This is a genomic window from Ligilactobacillus aviarius (assembly GCF_001654615.1).
In the GTDB taxonomy this organism is placed as follows: domain Bacteria; phylum Bacillota; class Bacilli; order Lactobacillales; family Lactobacillaceae; genus Ligilactobacillus; species Ligilactobacillus aviarius_B.
The window spans coordinates 37,139-53,744 of record NZ_LWUD01000016.1; the positions used below are offsets into that span (position 1 = coordinate 37,139).

Below are 16,606 nucleotides of genomic sequence, written 5' to 3' on the forward strand. Positions count from 1 at the left end.
AGGTTGCGATTTGTTATATCACAACCTCTTTTTAGCAGCTAAATAACATTAATGATGATCATTGTTATTGTTTTGATTATTATTATTGTTATTATTCTGCTGGTTATTGTTATTTTGGTTTTGATTATTGTTGTTATTGTTTTGGTTACTATTGCCGCTTTGTTGTTGCGGTTGGCTGTTTGCCTGAACCTTGCTTTGCTGGTCTGAATTTGAATTTGCCTGTGAGTTATTGTTTTGACTCTTTTGTGAATCATCGATCTTTGAAAAGACGCTTTGGAACTTAGCCATGCTTCCTTTCTTGGAGAAGATTTCACTTGAAGGCGGTTGAGAACCAGCTAAGTATAGTTGCCGGACACCATTGATGTATTTGACATAAACGTTGCTTGGTTTTACCCAATCAGTGTTTGATACGTCTTCGGACATGTATTCCATAATTTGCTTATAGAATTGCGAAGCGAGGTTGGCCGTTGGTTGCGTCATGTAATTTCCTGGTTGATACTGATGATCATATCCAAGCCATACAGATACGGAATAGTTCTTGGTGTAACCGTTGAACCATGAATCCATGATCGCGTTGGATGGGAACTCGTTAGCAACATCGGATGGATAAGCGTTTGTCCCAGTCTTTCCGGCTTGGTAAAGTCCAGGAATATTAGCTTCTGTCCCGGTTCCTTTTGGTGAGGTAATTACCTGTTTCAACATGTCAGTAATCATGTATGCCGTTGACGGTTGCATTGCCCGTTTTCCTTTAGTGGCATATTGTTTAACCGTTCCATCAGGAGTTTCAATGGCATTGACAAATTGCGGCTTGTAATAAATTCCGCCATTTGCGAATGCGGCATAGGCTGCTGCGTTTTGCAACGTTGATGATGGAAGGCCGATCCCGTTTGAATAGTGCAATCCAGACTTATAGTTGAACCCAAGCCCTTGAAGGAACTTTGTTGCTTTTGGAAGGCCAACGCTGGCTAACGTTTGAATTGCAGGGATATTCCGCGATTCGATCAACGCTTCCCGCATTGTCATGTTGCCTTCATACTTGTGATCAAGGTCATAAAGGGCAGTACTTGAACCTGGATAATTGTACGGTTCATCCTTCAACATATGGTACGTTGCCCATTGCTTGTATTCGATTGCTGGACCGTAATCCATCAATGGCTTAGCCGTTGAACCATCAGTCCGATCGGTTTGGACAGCCCGGTTCAATCCGAAAGTAACGTTTCCTAATTTCCGGCCACCGATCATTGCGACAACCTTTCCGTTGTGCGGGTTAACGATCGTTGATGCCACTTGAATCTTGTTATTCGGGAAGTAGACGTAATTGTTTGTGTTGGCAATTTCGTACAACTTCTCTTGAATGTTCATATCAAGGTTGGTATAGATTTTAAGGCACTGAGTAAACGGATCGTATCCTTTGGCTTCAACGTCTTGAATAACCTCTTTCAAATATGGATCAGCAATTTTGGCCTTTTCACTGTCTTCCACGTTGTTTTGGTGGACTGGAAGAAGGCCATTGTTGATATCTTCGGCTTGGGCTTGTTGTTCTTGAGCCTTTGTGATCTTGTGATTTTCATACATTGCCTGAAGAACTTCATTCCGCCGTTCTAACGCAAGCTTGGGATTTGAGTACGGATTGTATGAAGATGGGGCATTTGGAATTCCGGCAATCAATGCGGTTTGCGCCAAGTCAAGTTGACTTAATGACTTGCCGTAATAAAATTTCGCTGCCGTTTCCATCCCGTAATTTCCATATCCCATAAAGACCTTGTTAATATAGAACGTTAAAATCTGGTCCTTTGAGTAATGCTTATCAAGTTGCAAGGCCAACCAGGCTTCTTGGGCTTTCCGCTTAAGCGTTTGGTCAGACTTGGCAGTTGAGAAGTATGATAATTTGATCAATTGTTGATCGATCGTACTTCCGCCTTGAAGACCTGAATCAGGGTTCAGGTTGTTTAAAAACGCTCCCAGGATCCGCTTAGGGTCAATTCCTTTTTGTTGATAGAATTGCCGGTCTTCAATTGAAACGATCGCATCTTTTAACTGTTGCGGAACTTTATCTTCGGCAATCAAAGTCCGGTTGTCAGATCCAAGCGAAGTGATCTTTTTATTGTTGGCATCATAAATGATTGTCGAACCCGGGCTTGATAATTTGCTTGTTGAAAGTTCAGGGGCGCTCTTTGCATAGTAGAAGAAAAGGGCTGAACCAGCCGCAATTCCGAGGACAAAAATAATCAAAATAACTAGCAAAACACGCTTGATAATATGCCAAGGGCCCTTTGTGCGAACTGCTTCTTCAGCTTCGCGCCGATTAACTCTTGAATATTCTGGATCTTGATTACTCATTATTATCTCCTTCGATTTGGTTAATTAGTAAATCCACCGCTTTAAGATATGGAATTCGGGGTTGCAAGCCATATTCAATTTTAAAGCTCGCGTCTTCGATTTCCTTTTTCGGAATCGACTTGCGTCCGTGAGCTTGGTTGTCCCAGTAGCTAAATAGAAGGGACGTTGGCATCAAATATAACTCATCTTGCGAAACAAAACGAACGATCGTAAAGCAAATTCCGTGTTGCTTTTCACAAGCTTTCATATGTTTGATCTGGTGCTCATGAAAGTTGCTTAACGGAAATGCTGTTTTATTTTTAGTTTCTTTTGCTTCGAAATCAAGGTAATAGCCCCGATAAATTCCGTTATAGTCAGTTGTTGACGGCGTTTTGAAATACGCTTTTTTAATCACCGCTGCACTTCGTTTGGGGTAATCAACGTCAACAATTTGAATTGGAATGGGTTTCTTGTGGATGACGGCGATCTCGCGCTCAAGGTAGTATTGATTGCTATCATTGATCTCCTGTTCAAGCGTCATCCCGCGGTTACCATAGACAATTCGACTTGGCGATTTATGTTTCGCCTTGAATGTGTTACTCTGCTTTTGAGAGTAATGCTGACCATTCGGATAGTTAAGTGTCATCAAAATCACACTCCTATCCCGGTATTTTACCATTTATCAAGATTTTAGGCAAAATCATGAAGGGCAGGTGGAGCAGTTGCGGTTGTGGGTAACTGGTTATCGAAGTTATGAACTCGGAGTTTTTGCAAATAATGATCCGAAAGTCAAAGTTATTAAGTATTTGCTAAAAAAACATTTTGAACAGAAATTTAACGATGGGCTTGAATGGGTGATCACCGGCGGCCAACTGGGAGTTGAACAATGGGCTGCAGAAGCGGCAGTGGAATTAAAAGAAGAGTATCCGGAATTAAAAGTTTCATTAATGTATCCGTTCAGTGAGTTTGGCAGCCAGTGGAATGAACAGAATCGGATGCTGTTAAGTGATTTGGAATCCAAAGTTGACTTTTGTGCAAGTATCAGTAAGCAACCCTATCAATCGCCTGCGCAACTGAAAAATTTCCAAAAATTTATGTTAGCTCATACAGACGAAGCAACGATGATTTATGATCCCGAATATCCGGGGAAACCCAAGTATGATTTTCAAGCCATTGAACGGTATGGCGAAGCCCATGATTATCCGGTAACGATGTTTGAGATGGATAATTTACAAGACGCAGCGAATGAATTTCAAGAAAATCTTGGCAACTAAAAACAATTCTGCTATAATACTACTGTTATGAGTTAAGTACCTATCGGAGACGAGGTGTAATTTATGGAAAATGTCAATCTTACGCCTAAAGAAATCGTAAACAAGCATTTTAAGCCTAAAATGCGCGGTTATGATCCAGCGGATGTTGATGAATTTTTAGATAAAGTTATCCAAGACTACGAGACTTTCACTAAAGAAAATCAACGGTTACAAATGGAAAATGATCGGCTTGTAAGCAAAGTTGACGAACTTACAAAGCAAGTTGCTGTTGGTAAGTCTGGTCAAGCTGCAAGACCAACTTCAAATGTCAATAACATGGACATTTTGAAGCGACTTTCTAATTTGGAACGGCGCGTTTTTGGTGCTCAACTTAATGATGATAATGACCAAAATAGTCGTTTTTAATAATTAAATATGTTAATTAGCGTGTAGTGTTCGGGTAATCGCGGGCTGCAAATGCAGTCTGAGGAAAGTCCAAGCTTGCACAGGCTGCGATGCCTGTAGTGATCGTGCTTGCTGAAAAAATAAGGCAAGGTACCTACATTGTAGGTAACGGCAGATAAAAGGGCTAAAACTTCGGTCATGCCTGAGTAGTCTTGAAAAGTGCCACAGTGACGAAGTAGTATTGGAAACGGTGCTAGTGGAACGCGGTAAACCCCTCGAGCAGGTAACCCAAATTTTGGTAGGGGCGCTTCATGACGGAAATGAACTAATCATGGGGGCGAGTTTTTAACTCGGAGATAGATGATTACCACCGATTCCAGTCCTGGCTGGATGACGTACGGAACGTGGCTTATAGAGCACTACATATGACAGGAGGAGGTTGCGACATTGTTGCAACCTCCTATTTTTAATTAAGGATGAGGAAAATGGAAATAATCGCAACGTGCGCAGCTGGAATTGAAGGAATTCTTGGAAATGAACTGAAACACCTTGGATATCACGCAAACGTTGAAAATGGCCGGGCACGCCTTGAAGGCGACTTTCAGGATATTATCCGCTTAAATTTGTGGCTCCGGACTGCTGACCGGGTAAAAATCGTTTTGGCAAAGTTTATGGCGAAAACCTTTGATGATTTGTTTGAAAATGTAAAGCAAATCCCGTGGGAAGATTGGTTGGCCCTTGATGCGGCCTTCCCGGTAAGCGGTAAATCGCAAAAATCGCAACTGCATAATGTTCCAAGCGTTCAAGCAATCACCAAAAAGGCAATTGTCGAACGCATGAATCAAACTTATCACCGGCGGACAAAGTTTCCGGAAACGGGAGCTGAATATCCGGTTCAGGTTTCAATCAATAAAAACAAGGCAATGATTACCCTTGATACAACGGGATCAAGTTTATTTAAGCGGGGATACCGGTTGGACAAAGGGGGCGCGCCGATGAAGGAAAACATGGCTGCCGCCCTGGTTTTATTGTCGCATTGGTATCCTGAAGATCCGTTTATGGATCCGGTATGCGGTTCAGGAACGCTTCCAATTGAAGCGGCTCTTCTTGGACGCAACATCGCGCCGGGGATCAACCGTCATTTTGTTTGTGAACAGTGGCAGCAAGTTGATGAAGCGATGGTTACAAAGCTTCGCAAAGAGGCGCATGCAGCTGAAAACCAGGACATTGAACTCGACATTGCTGGATATGATATTGACGGGCGAATGATCAACATTTCAAAGGTCAATGCGAAGGCGGCCGGCGTTTTACATGATATTCATTTCAAACAACTCGCGGTCAAAGACTTTAAGACGGATAAGGAAAATGGCGTGATTGTCGCCAATCCCCCATACGGACAACGGTTAAGCGACCGGGATAGTGTTCACGTTTTGTATGAACAAATGGGGAAAATTTACCGTCCGATGACCACCTGGAGTAAATATATTCTTACAAGTGATTTAAATTTTGAAAAATATTATGGCGAACAGGCGACCAAAAGACGTAAACTATATAATGGTTCGCTGCGAACGGACCTCTTTCAATATTGGGGAAAGAAGAAACGTTAATTGAAGGTGAAAAAATGAAAAAAAAGAAATATTACAGTCAACCTGATGTTCCAACCTCGATCGTGTGCTGGTCATTTACATGGATGATTTTTCTTTTCAGTATGCTTTTATGGTTGGAAATTACGGTCTTTCAGATTTGGACCCTGATGACTTTGATTTTATTTTTGATCGTGGCCTTGGTCGAACTTCGGGGCCGGTATCTTCAAATTGAAGACGGAAAAATTAATTACCATGCATTGATCGTTTTTAATGGTCAAAGCATTAAGTTAAGCGATATTAAAGAAGTGAAACATAACCGGTGGGGTGTTGTTCGCTTTGTAACGGAAAAGGCAACTCACAGCTTTTTGATGATGCCGAAGACGGCTGCCCGGTTGGCGGCAGATGTTGCTGAATTAATTAAATAAAAGATTTAGAATGAAAGTAAAAAGAGATCGTAACTGAAAGCTGCGGTCTCTTTTTTGTTCGGCTTTATCCTTGGTAGTCCTTAATTCAATATAATTATTAATATTAAATAATTATAAACGAACAATAAAAATAAATGATGTTTACAACGTTCAATTTATTTGGTAAGCTTACCTTAATGAAGGAGGAAGAAATTCATGAATGCTCAAGTTAGTGTAGTTATGGGAAGCATCTCAGACTGGTCAACCATGAAGTTGACGGGTGAGATTTTAGATAAATTAAATGTTCCGTATGAAAAGCAGGTGGTCTCCGCTCACCGAATGCCGACTGAATTAATGAAATTTGGTCAAACGGCCCGTGAACGGGGAATTAAAGTAATTATTGCGGGGGCTGGCGGGGCAGCCCATCTTCCAGGAATGCTTGCGGCCAATACGATCATTCCGGTCATTGGAGTTCCAGTTCAAACCCATGCACTTGGAGGAATGGATTCATTACTCTCGATCGGTCAAATGCCGGCTGGCGTTCCGGTTGCCACCATGGCAATTGGAGCAGCGGGAGCCCGAAATGCGGCTTTGATGGCATGCGAAATGTTGGCTTTAAATGATGATGCGCTTGCAGACCGCTTGGCCGATTACCGGAAACAGCAACATGATGCTGCCGTAGAAAGCAGTGCGCATCTTGAATAAACGAATTGAACAGGGCGATACGATTGGAATTATTGGTGGCGGTCAATTGGGACAAATGCTGGCATTTTCAGCCAAAGCGGCGGGAATGAAAGTCATCGTACTTGATCCGGATCCACAATGTCCGACTGGACAGGCATGCGATCGCCAAATTGTTGCGCCATATGATGATGTGAATGCAATTCAGCAGTTAGCTGACGAAGCTGACGTATTAACGTATGAATTTGAAAATGTTGATTTGGACGCGCTAGATGCGGTCAAGGACGTTGTTTCAATTCCTCAGGGAACAGAATTATTGCGGATCACCAAGGATCGGATTCGTGAAAAAACATTTTTGAAAGAACACGGCTTTCAAACCGCCAAGTTTGCTGCAATTAACAGCGCGCAAGATTTTGAAGGTGAATTAAAACGAATTGGCTTTCCGTGTTATTTAAAAACGTGTGAAGGCGGCTATGATGGAAAAGACCAGGTCCGGCTTAACAGTGAGGAAGACCTAGGACAAACTGCGGAAATTTTGCAGCATTGCCCATGTATTTTGGAAAAGGCCGTTGATTTCAAGTGCGAATGTTCCGTGATGGTCGGACGGAATGTTGACGGCGATTCAAGTGTTTTTCCAGTCAGTGAAAACATTCATCGCAATCAGATCTTACACGAAAGCATCGTTCCGGCAAGAATTCCGAGTGCAGTTGCAACGCGGGCAGAAGAAACGGCCGTGGCCATTGCTCAGGCGCTTGACTTGTGTGGTATTTTAGGAATTGAAATGTTTATCGGAACTGATGATCAGGTTTACATTAATGAATTAGCACCGCGACCGCATAATTCAGGTCACTATTCGATCGAAGCATGTAATTTTTCGCAATTTGACATTCATAATCGCGCAATTTGCAACTGGCCAATGCCGCAAATCAAGCTTTTGCAACCCGTTGTGATGGTCAACGTTTTAGGCCAGCATGTTTCGGGAGTGCGGAATTTAATTTTTGAGAAACCTGACTGGCATTTTCATGACTATGGGAAAAGTGAAGTTCGGCTGAATCGAAAGATGGGCCACATCACAATTTTAACGAATCAGCTTGATCAGACGTTGAAGAAAATTGAACAAACTGGAATTTGGAAACAATAAAAGACGAACGTTATTAGCGATTTTGAAATCCGTAATTTAAACATTTAGGCAATTAAAAGGCATCTTTGAAGAAAGATGTCTTTTAATTTTATTCGAATAAAAGCTAAATAAGTAATTTTAATCTGTTATTTATAAAATAAAATAATGTAATTATGAACAATAAAATTGATTGGTCACAAAATTGTTAGAATATCCTGTTGACATCCGACCACTCTTGGAATATTCTGAATGTATAATAATTGATTATTTAAAAATGTTCGTTATCAAACGAACGATATAAAGGAGATTATGATTGATGGTACATCAAATTTATGCTGGGAAAGCAAAGGAAATGTGGACAACGGAAGATGAAAATGTTTTACGGGTCGTTTACTTAGACCAGGCGACAGCCTTAAACGGTAAAAAGAAAGACCATATCAATGATAAGGGAAAAACAAATAATGCAATTTCAACGTTGATTTTCAAATATTTTGAAGCAAATGGAATTGAAACCCACTTTATTAAAAAAATTTCGGATACTGAAGAACTTGTCAAAAAGGTCAAGATCATTCCGCTTGAAATGATCACCCGGAATTATTCTGCTGGTCACTTTGCAAGCCGTTACGGCGTTGAAGAGGGTAAAAAGTTTGAAACCCCAGTTGAAGAGATGTGCCTTAAAAGCGATGAACTTGATGATCCTGCAATTAATGCTTCCCAAGCAATCGCCCTTGGAATTGTTACCCAATCGCAATTAGATACGATGTGGGCAATTTCACGGAAAGTTGATCAATTATTAACCCCGTTATTTGAAAAAGCAGGGATGCAATTGATCGACTTTAAGTTGGAATTTGGAACTTTGCCAAACGGAAAGGTGATTCTTGCTGATGAATTCTCACCAGATAATTGCCGGTTATGGGATACGAAAACCCATCATCATTTAGATAAGGATGTTTACCGGAAAGACTTAGGCGAGTTGACCCCGGTTTACCAGGAAGTTTTACAACGGTTAGAAAAGGTAATTTCACTTTAAAGGAGGAGCACAATGAAAAAGTTTCGCGTATATGTAACGTATAAACCATCCGTTTTTGATCCCCAAGGTGATACGATCACTGACGCAGCCAAAGATTTAGGATATCAAACTATTCAGGCAATTCACGTCGGAAAATTCTTTGATATCGAAGTTGATGACACAGAGGGAACGGCTGCTCAAACGGTTGAAGAATTAGCTGAAAAGTTGCTCGTAAACTTTAACCTTGAAGTTTATCGTTATGAACAATTGGGGGAAGATTAAATGAAAGTTGCAATCATTGTTTTTCCAGGATCAAATTGCGACAGCGATTTGCATTACGTTTTAGAAAACCTGTGCCATGTCAACGCAGAATACGTTCCTTCAACGGCAACGAGCTTAGATGGATTCGATGCAGTCATGCTTCCCGGTGGATTTTCATACGGTGACTATTTACGATGCGGCGCCATTGCCGCTTTAACGCCGATTATGGGAGCAGTTCGTCAATTTGCTGATTCAGGGAAACCCGTGATCGGAATCTGCAATGGATTTCAAATTTTGACGGAAGCCCATCTGTTACCAGGGGTTTTAAAGAAAAATGACAATTTGAAGTTTATTTGCCGGCCAGTTGCGTTGCAGGTTGAAAATAATGCCACGCCTTTTACCAAGAAGTACACCAAAGATGAAAAAATCCATTTGCCGATTGCCCATTCAGATGGCAATTTCTACGCTGATCCGGCAACGATTGATGAATTAGAGCAAAACCATCAAATCGTTTTCCGTTATGTTGATCAAAATCCGAATGGAAGTGTGAACAACATTGCCGGAATCTGTAATCGGCGCGGAAATGTAGTCGGAATGATGCCCCATCCTGAAAGAGCTTCTGAAAAAATTGTCGGCAATGATGCCGGCTTCAAAGTTTTTCAATCGCTGCTTGCGCTTAAGCACTAAAATTGGAGGTTAATTTATGATCGATCAAGAAATGACGCCCCAAGAAATCAAAGACCAAAAGCCATACCTTGAATGGGGATTAACTGAAAAAGAATATGATTACATTTGCGATCACCTGATTCACCGGTTGCCGAATTATACCGAAACGGGATTATTTGCGGTAATGTGGAGTGAACACTGTTCTTATAAGAAATCCAAGCCACTGTTGAAACTTTTCCCTAATAAAAACGAACGGGTTTTACAAGGCCCAGGAGAAGGAGCCGGAATCGTTGATATCGGTGATGATCAAGCCGTTGTTTTCAAGGCTGAAAGTCATAACCACCCATCAGCCGTTGAACCTTACGAAGGGGCAGCGACCGGGGTTGGCGGAATTTTGCGGGACATCTTTAGTATGGGAGCCCGGCCGATTGCTTCGCTTGATTCATTGCATTTTGGTGAAATCAATAACGCCCATACCCGCTATTTGATCAACGAAGTCGTTGCCGGAATCGGGGGTTACGGTAACTGTATGGGAATTCCAACCGTTGCGGGCGAAACGACGTTTGACGAATGTTATGAAGGCAACCCGTTGGTGAATGCCATGAGCGTGGGGTTGATGAATAAAAAGGATATTCAGAAAGGCCGCGCTTCAGGCGAAGGCAATCTGATCATGTATGTCGGTGCTAAAACCGGTCGGGATGGCATTCATGGAGCGACCTTCGCATCAACGGACTTTGACAGTGAACATGAAACCCAACGGTCAGCGGTTCAAGTTGGTGATCCGTTTATGGAAAAGCTGTTAATGGAAGCCTGCCTTGAACTGATTCAAAAACATGCTGACTGGTTAGTCGGAATTCAAGATATGGGTGCTGCGGGCTTAGTTTCATCAAGCTGTGAAATGGCATCCAAAGCAAATAGCGGGGTCAAAATGAACCTTGACCTGGTTCCGCAACGGGAAAGCGGCATGTCAGCATATGAAATCATGCTGAGTGAATCGCAAGAACGGATGTTATTATGTGTGAAAAAAGGAAATCAAGAAGATGTGCGGCAACTCTTTGAAAAGTATAACCTTGATGTTGTCGTTATTGGGGAAGTAACTTCTGACCATCAATATGTATTAACACATCACGATCAAGTCGTAACCGATATTCCGGTATCATCATTAACCGATGACGTATTGCAAGAAAAGTGTCCTGAACGCCAACCGGAACGGTTAACCCATCTTAAAGCAAATTCTCTTCCTCAACTTGATGATCCTGCGCAAACGTTAGTTGATTTATTACACCAACCAACTGTTGCCTCGAAGAAAGTTTTAACCCAAACATATGACTCTCAAGTCCGGGCTTCAACCGTTGCTGGTCCGAATGCAACCAACGATGCCGGCGTGATCCGGGTTCGTGGAACGCAAAAAGGATTGGCGATGACCACGGACGGAAACGGTCGGTTTGGATATTTGAATCCGCGGGTCGGCGGTCAAATTGCGGTCCTTGAAGCCGCAGCCAATGTGATCGCGAAGGGGGCTCAGCCGCTTGCGATTACTGACTGTCTAAACTTTGGTGACCCAAATGATCCTGAAGTATACTGGGAGCTTCACCAATCAATCGCCGGAATGGCAGAACTTTGCCGGGAACTTAATACCCCAGTCATTTCAGGAAATGTTTCTCTTTATAACGAAAATAATGGTCAGGCGATTTATCCGACGCCAATGGTTGGAATGGTCGGACTGATTTCAAACGTTGACCATGCAGTTTCAAATCACATTACTCAGGATGAAAATCTGGTTTATGTCGTTGGCTCCACGGCAGATGATTTCAGCGGTTCAGAACTTCAAAAAATGCTGACCGGTAAGATTGATGGCAAGGTCAATGAATTTGATTATCATCAAGCCGCATCTGCTTTGCAAAAGGCACTTACGGCCATGCAGGATCAGCTAGTAACGGCTGCACATGATGTCAGCGAAGGCGGCCTTGGGGTAACGCTTGCTGAAATGATTTTTGACACATCACTTGGAATGGACGTTGAAATGAACGATCAGGCCAACCGGTTGTTTAGCGAGACTCCGGGACGAATCGTCTTAACGGTTAAACCGGCGGACCAAGCTGCATTTGAAAAGGTTCTTGGAAACGCGGCAACGTTGATTGGAAAGACAACCGCAACCCATGAATTAAAAGTTAAAACAACCGATGCGGAATTCAAATTGAACGGAACGCAGCTTCAACGTCAATGGGAGGATGCAATTCCATGCTTAATGAAATCAAAGGATTAAATGAAGAATGCGGCATTTTCGGGGTTTTTAATTCACCGCATGCCAATCAGTTAACGTATATTGGACTCCATGCCTTACAACATCGCGGTCAAGAGGGAGCGGGAATTGTAACGGTCGATGATGATCATTGTTTTTATCAGCACCGTGATCGCGGCCTTTTAAGTGAAGTTTTTAAGGATCAAAATGATCTTTATCGATTAGAAGGGCAAACGGCCATCGGGCATGTTCGTTACGGAACAAGTGGCAATAATTCAATTGCCAATGTCCAACCGTTTCTATTTAAATTTAACGATGGTGATTTAGCCCTTGCCCACAACGGCAATTTAACGAATGCCCAGTCATTAAAGGTTCAACTGGAAAATAAAGGAGCGGTCTTCCAATCAAATTCAGACTCGGAAGTCCTGATTCACTTGATTCGGCAAAAGCATTCAATGCCGTTTATGGATGCATTGAAACAAAGTTTGAATGAGATCCACGGTGGATTTGCATTCCTGATTTTAAAACAAGACGCCTTGATCGCCGCATTGGATCCAAATGGAATTCGGCCGTTATGTGTGGGGCAATTATCAAACGGGGCATATGTTGTCGCCAGCGAAACGTGTGCGTTAGATGCAGTTGGGGCAACGTTTGTCCGCGATGTTCAGCCCGGTGAATTGATCATTATTGATCGCGACGGAATGCACATTGATCACTACACAACCGAAACCCAACTGGCAATTTGTTCAATGGAATATATTTATTTCGCCCGGCCAGACTCTAATATTCACGGGGTAAACGTTCACCGGGCGCGGAAGCGAATGGGAATGCGGCTTGCGGAAGAACAACCGGCGGATGCTGATATGGTAATTGGCGTTCCCAATTCATCATTATCAGCAGCTTCCGGGTATGCTGAAGCCGCTCATCTTCCGTATGAAATGGGACTGATCAAAAATCAATACGTTGCGCGGACGTTTATTGAGCCAACCCAAGAACTGCGGGAACAAAGCGTCCGGATGAAGTTGTCAGCAGTTAGCGGGGTCGTTAAGGATAAGCGGATCGTTGTTGTTGATGATTCGATTGTTCGCGGCACGACCTCCATCCAACTGGTCAAACTCCTCCGTAATGCGGGGGCTCGCGAAGTTCATTTGCGGATCGCATCACCGCCATTCCGGTTCCCATGTTTTTACGGAATTGACGTTTCAACCCGGGCAGAGTTAATGGCTGCTAACCATAGTATTGCGGAAATGCAACGGTTGATCGATGTCGATAGCCTTGGCTTTTTAAGTGTTCAAGGGTTGATTGATTCAATTGCCGTTCCGGATGCAGGCAGTGCGCCCAACGGAGGGTTGACCGTTGCTTACTTTACCGGAAAGTATCCAACACCGTTATATGACTATGAAGCAGGATATTTAAAGTCATTAAAACAGCAAAGGGGAATGTTTGATGAAGACTAATCGATACCAAAAAGCCGGCGTTGATATTGAAGCCGGAAATCAATTGGTTGATCAAATCAAAAAAGATGTCCAATCAACGCAGCGGATTGGCGCTGACGGAAAGATCGGCGAATTTGGTGGAATGTTTGATTTGAGTGCGCTTGGCCATTATCGCCAGCCGGTGCTTGTTTCCGGAACCGATGGCGTGGGGACCAAGTTAATGATTGCCCAAATGATGAATCGCCACTCAACGATTGGAATTGACTGTGTTGCAATGTGTGCCAATGACATTTTAGCTCAGGGAGCGGAGCCATTGTTTTTCCTTGATTACATTGCAACGGGGAAAAATGATCCGAATAAACTTGCTGAAGTCGTTAAAGGCGTTGCGGCCGGTTGTCGTCAAGCTGGAATGGCAATTATTGGCGGTGAAACGGCCGAAATGCCTGGAATGTATCCGGCCAACGAGTACGACATTGCTGGCTTTGGAACCGGAATTGTTGAACGTGATCGACTATTGACCACTGATGATCCGCAAGCTGGCGATGTCTTGATTGGCATTGCTTCGTCTGGCCTGCATTCAAACGGCTTTTCCCTTGTTCGTCAAATTTTATTCAATGAAGCGGGATTCAAGGTAACGGATCAGCTCGATGAACTTGACGGGCAGATCTTAGGCGAAGCATTGCTTACACCAACAAAAATCTACGTGCAATCGGTTTTGCCGTTAGTTAAAGCAGGGCAGATTCACGGAATCGCGCATATTACCGGCGGCGGATTGCTTGAAAACGTTCCGCGGATGTTTCCTTCAGCTTTAAAGGCTGAAATCACGGTTAACTGGCCGATGCCAGCGATTTTTAACTTTTTACAAAAACAGGGAAACTTAGATTGGCATGATTGTTTCTTGACGTTCAACATGGGAATTGGGTTAGTGTTAGCCGTTGCTCCGCAAAATGCAGATGCGGTTTTGAATCAATTGCAGGCGCATGGTGAAACGGCGTGGACGATCGGTAAATTATCAAAGCGGCAAGCCAATCAAGCCCCAATCAAAATTTTGGTAGATGGGGGTGAGATCGAATGAGAGTTGCAATTTTTGCTTCCGGAAACGGAACGAACTTTGAAACGTTAGTCCAGGCATTCAACCAGCGTGAAATTCAACATGGCAAGGTAGTTTTACTTTTCTGTGATCATCCGAATGCACCGGTGATCCAGCGGGCAAAGCGGTTGAAAATTCCGTATGAAACTTTTCCGTTGAAGCAGTTTGCTTCGAAAGCCGAATATGAACAGGCAATTTTAACCAAACTTCAGGAATATCAAGTTGATTTGATTGCCCTTGCCGGTTATATGCGGGTGATCGGACCAACGATTTTGAGTCATTATTCCAAACGAATCATTAACCTGCATCCGGCATACTTACCTGAATTTCAAGGGTTGCATGCGATTGAACGCGCGTTTGATGATCACCTTCAAAATGGCCGGACGCAAACCGGGGTGACGCTGCATTACATTGATGAAGGGTTGGATACTGGTCCGGTAATTCGCCAGGAACACGTTCCAATCAAGCCGGATGATACGTTAGATGAACTTGAAACGCGAATTCATCAAACCGAACACCGGCTTTACCCTCAAGTATTAAATGAAGTCATTTGTCAAATCAGTAAAGGAGAAAAAGAATGAAAAAAGCATTAATCAGTGTTTCAGATAAAACGAATCTTGTTCCTTTTGCCCAAGCATTAATTGAAAACGGCTATGAAATTATTTCAACGGGCGGCACCCGGAATTTCTTAAAACAAGTCGGCGTTCAAACGACTGACATTCAAGAAGTAACTCATTTCCCAGAAATTTTAGATGGCCGGGTTAAAACCCTTCATCCGAATGTCCATGCTGGTTTGCTTGCTAAACGTGATCATGCCGATCATATGCAAACCTTAGCTGACCACGGAATTGATCCGATTGATTTGGTATGTGTTAACTTGTATCCATTTAAAGAAACCATTTTAAAGGATCAAGATGATTTTGAAGGGGCAATTGAACAGATCGATATTGGTGGTCCAAGTATGTTGCGGGCAGCGGCCAAGAATTTCAAGGATGTAACTGTTGTAACGGACATCAACGATTATCAAAAGGTGATCGATGAAATTCAAGCAAATGGGGAAACAAGTTTGGCAACCCGGAAAGAACTGGCAGCAAAAGTCTTTCGCGAAACAGCCGCATATGATGCTTTGATCGCCCAATACTTCGATTACCAGACTGATGATCCGGCACCGCAAACATTAACGTTGCCATATCAATTGAAGCAAACGATGCGATACGGTGAAAACAGTCATCAAAAAGCATGGTTCTATGAAGACGTTATTCCGAAGAGCTTTTCAATCAGCCAAGCAAAACAGCTTCACGGTAAGCAACTTTCATATAACAACATTAAGGATGCGGATGCGGCATTGCGGATCATTCGCGAATTTGATGAACCAACAGCGGTCGGCTTGAAACACATGAATCCATGCGGAATTGGACGTGGAAAGACCATTGAAGAAGCATGGGACCGCGCTTATGAAGCTGATCCGGTTTCGATCTTCGGCGGCATCGTTGCGTTGAACCGGAAAGTTGATTTGGCAACTGCGCAAAAATTGCACCAATTATTCTTGGAAATCATTATTGCACCGGCATTTGACGATGACGCTTATGATGTATTGGCAAAGAAGAAAAATGTCCGGTTGTTGACGTTAGACTTCGATCACCGCAGCGAACAACCACGGCTTGAAACTGTTTCGGTAATGGGCGGAATGCTGATGCAAGAACAAGATGATTTAAAGGAAGACCCAACTCAATGGAAGATCGTTACCCAAAAGAAACCAACCGCTGATGAATTGAAGACAATGGCATTTGCATGGAAGGCGGTTAAGTTTGTTAAGTCAAATGCAATCTTAGTTGCTAACCCCAATCAAACAATTGGCGTTGGCGCTGGTCAACCGAACCGAATCGATGCGGTCAAAATTGCAATTGACCACGCAAAGGGCAAGTTGAATGATCAATCTGTGCTTGCTAGTGATGCATTCTTCCCAATGGATGACTCCGTTGAATATGCTGCCCAACACGGAATTAAGCTGATCGTTCAACCGGGTGGCTCGATTCGGGATGAAGATTCGATCAAGATGGCTGATAAGTATGGAATTGTAATGGTGATGACCGGTCACCGGCACTTCCGGCACTAAAAAGAAACGGTGAATAAG

The 16,606-nt window shown here is 43.0% G+C and carries 16 protein-coding genes and 1 other RNA gene; 15 read left to right on the plus strand and 2 right to left on the minus strand.

Annotated elements, in window-relative coordinates; translation table 11 throughout:
* Positions 1–48 precede the first annotated feature (48 nt).
* Both A3O17_RS03185 and recU read right to left on the minus strand, forming a co-directional pair.
* On the minus strand, positions 49–2,340 hold the full coding sequence (locus tag A3O17_RS03185) for a transglycosylase domain-containing protein (RefSeq protein WP_155728906.1): 2,292 nt from the start codon (positions 2,338–2,340) through the stop codon (positions 49–51).
* Positions 2,333–2,965, minus strand: coding sequence for a Holliday junction resolvase RecU (gene recU, locus A3O17_RS03190; protein ID WP_064212905.1), 633 nt, complete (start codon positions 2,963–2,965; stop codon positions 2,333–2,335). Before recU ends, A3O17_RS03185 begins: the two co-directional genes overlap by 8 nt.
* Before the next feature lie 76 nt (positions 2,966–3,041).
* Here recU and A3O17_RS03195 point away from each other — a divergent pair, with 76 nt between their 5' ends.
* The 15 genes from A3O17_RS03195 (at position 3,042) to purH (ending at position 16,588) form a co-directional block, all read left to right on the plus strand.
* The gene (locus tag A3O17_RS03195) at positions 3,042–3,593 is read left to right on the plus strand and encodes a DUF1273 domain-containing protein (RefSeq protein ID WP_064212997.1); all 552 of its coding nucleotides are present in this window, start codon (positions 3,042–3,044) and stop codon (positions 3,591–3,593) included.
* A gap of 63 nt (positions 3,594–3,656) precedes the next feature.
* Positions 3,657–3,998, plus strand: coding sequence for a cell division regulator GpsB (gene gpsB, locus A3O17_RS03200; RefSeq protein ID WP_057827320.1), 342 nt, complete (start codon positions 3,657–3,659; stop codon positions 3,996–3,998).
* Between the two features lie 26 nt (positions 3,999–4,024).
* Positions 4,025–4,394, plus strand: an RNA gene (gene rnpB / locus A3O17_RS03205) — RNase P RNA component class B.
* 59 nt (positions 4,395–4,453) lie between these two features.
* Positions 4,454–5,584, plus strand: coding sequence for a THUMP domain-containing class I SAM-dependent RNA methyltransferase (locus A3O17_RS03210; protein ID WP_064212906.1), 1,131 nt, complete (start codon positions 4,454–4,456; stop codon positions 5,582–5,584).
* Between the two features lie 14 nt (positions 5,585–5,598).
* Positions 5,599–5,988 carry an EbsA family protein gene (locus A3O17_RS03215; protein ID WP_064212907.1) on the plus strand — a complete coding sequence of 130 codons (390 nt, stop codon included), beginning with the start codon at positions 5,599–5,601 and terminating at the stop codon, positions 5,986–5,988.
* 195 nt (positions 5,989–6,183) lie between these two features.
* Entirely contained in the window at positions 6,184–6,672 is a 489-nt protein-coding gene (purE, locus tag A3O17_RS03220) for a 5-(carboxyamino)imidazole ribonucleotide mutase (protein WP_064212908.1), read from the plus strand.
* Complete coding sequence (gene purK, locus A3O17_RS03225) at positions 6,665–7,789, plus strand: 5-(carboxyamino)imidazole ribonucleotide synthase (protein WP_064212909.1); 1,125 nt, start codon at positions 6,665–6,667, stop codon at positions 7,787–7,789. Before purE ends, purK begins: the two co-directional genes overlap by 8 nt.
* 295 nt (positions 7,790–8,084) lie before the next feature.
* Positions 8,085–8,798, plus strand: a complete 714-nt coding sequence (gene purC / locus A3O17_RS03230) for a phosphoribosylaminoimidazolesuccinocarboxamide synthase (RefSeq protein WP_064212910.1) — start codon at positions 8,085–8,087, stop codon at positions 8,796–8,798.
* A 12-nt stretch (positions 8,799–8,810) separates the two neighbouring features.
* Positions 8,811–9,059: a phosphoribosylformylglycinamidine synthase subunit PurS gene (gene purS / locus A3O17_RS03235; protein ID WP_064212911.1), complete on the plus strand. Its 249-nt coding sequence runs from the start codon at positions 8,811–8,813 to the stop codon at positions 9,057–9,059.
* A complete protein-coding gene (purQ, locus tag A3O17_RS03240) occupies positions 9,060–9,725 on the plus strand; it encodes a phosphoribosylformylglycinamidine synthase subunit PurQ (protein ID WP_064212912.1) in 666 nt (221 codons plus the stop codon).
* Between the two features lie 19 nt (positions 9,726–9,744).
* Positions 9,745–11,970, plus strand: a complete 2,226-nt coding sequence (gene purL / locus A3O17_RS03245; protein ID WP_064212998.1) for a phosphoribosylformylglycinamidine synthase subunit PurL — start codon at positions 9,745–9,747, stop codon at positions 11,968–11,970.
* Positions 11,946–13,403: an amidophosphoribosyltransferase gene (purF, locus tag A3O17_RS03250; protein WP_064212913.1), complete on the plus strand. Its 1,458-nt coding sequence runs from the start codon at positions 11,946–11,948 to the stop codon at positions 13,401–13,403. Before purL ends, purF begins: the two co-directional genes overlap by 25 nt.
* Entirely contained in the window at positions 13,393–14,457 is a 1,065-nt protein-coding gene (purM, locus tag A3O17_RS03255) for a phosphoribosylformylglycinamidine cyclo-ligase (RefSeq protein WP_064212914.1), read from the plus strand. Before purF ends, purM begins: the two co-directional genes overlap by 11 nt.
* Positions 14,454–15,053 carry a phosphoribosylglycinamide formyltransferase gene (purN, locus tag A3O17_RS03260; RefSeq protein ID WP_064212915.1) on the plus strand — a complete coding sequence of 200 codons (600 nt, stop codon included), beginning with the start codon at positions 14,454–14,456 and terminating at the stop codon, positions 15,051–15,053. The genes purM and purN overlap by 4 nt, the downstream gene beginning before the upstream one ends.
* Positions 15,050–16,588 (plus strand): bifunctional phosphoribosylaminoimidazolecarboxamide formyltransferase/IMP cyclohydrolase, encoded by a 1,539-nt coding sequence (gene purH, locus A3O17_RS03265; RefSeq protein WP_064212916.1) that lies wholly within the window; start codon positions 15,050–15,052, stop codon positions 16,586–16,588. The genes purN and purH overlap by 4 nt, the downstream gene beginning before the upstream one ends.
* The last annotated feature ends 18 nt before the right edge of the window (positions 16,589–16,606 follow it).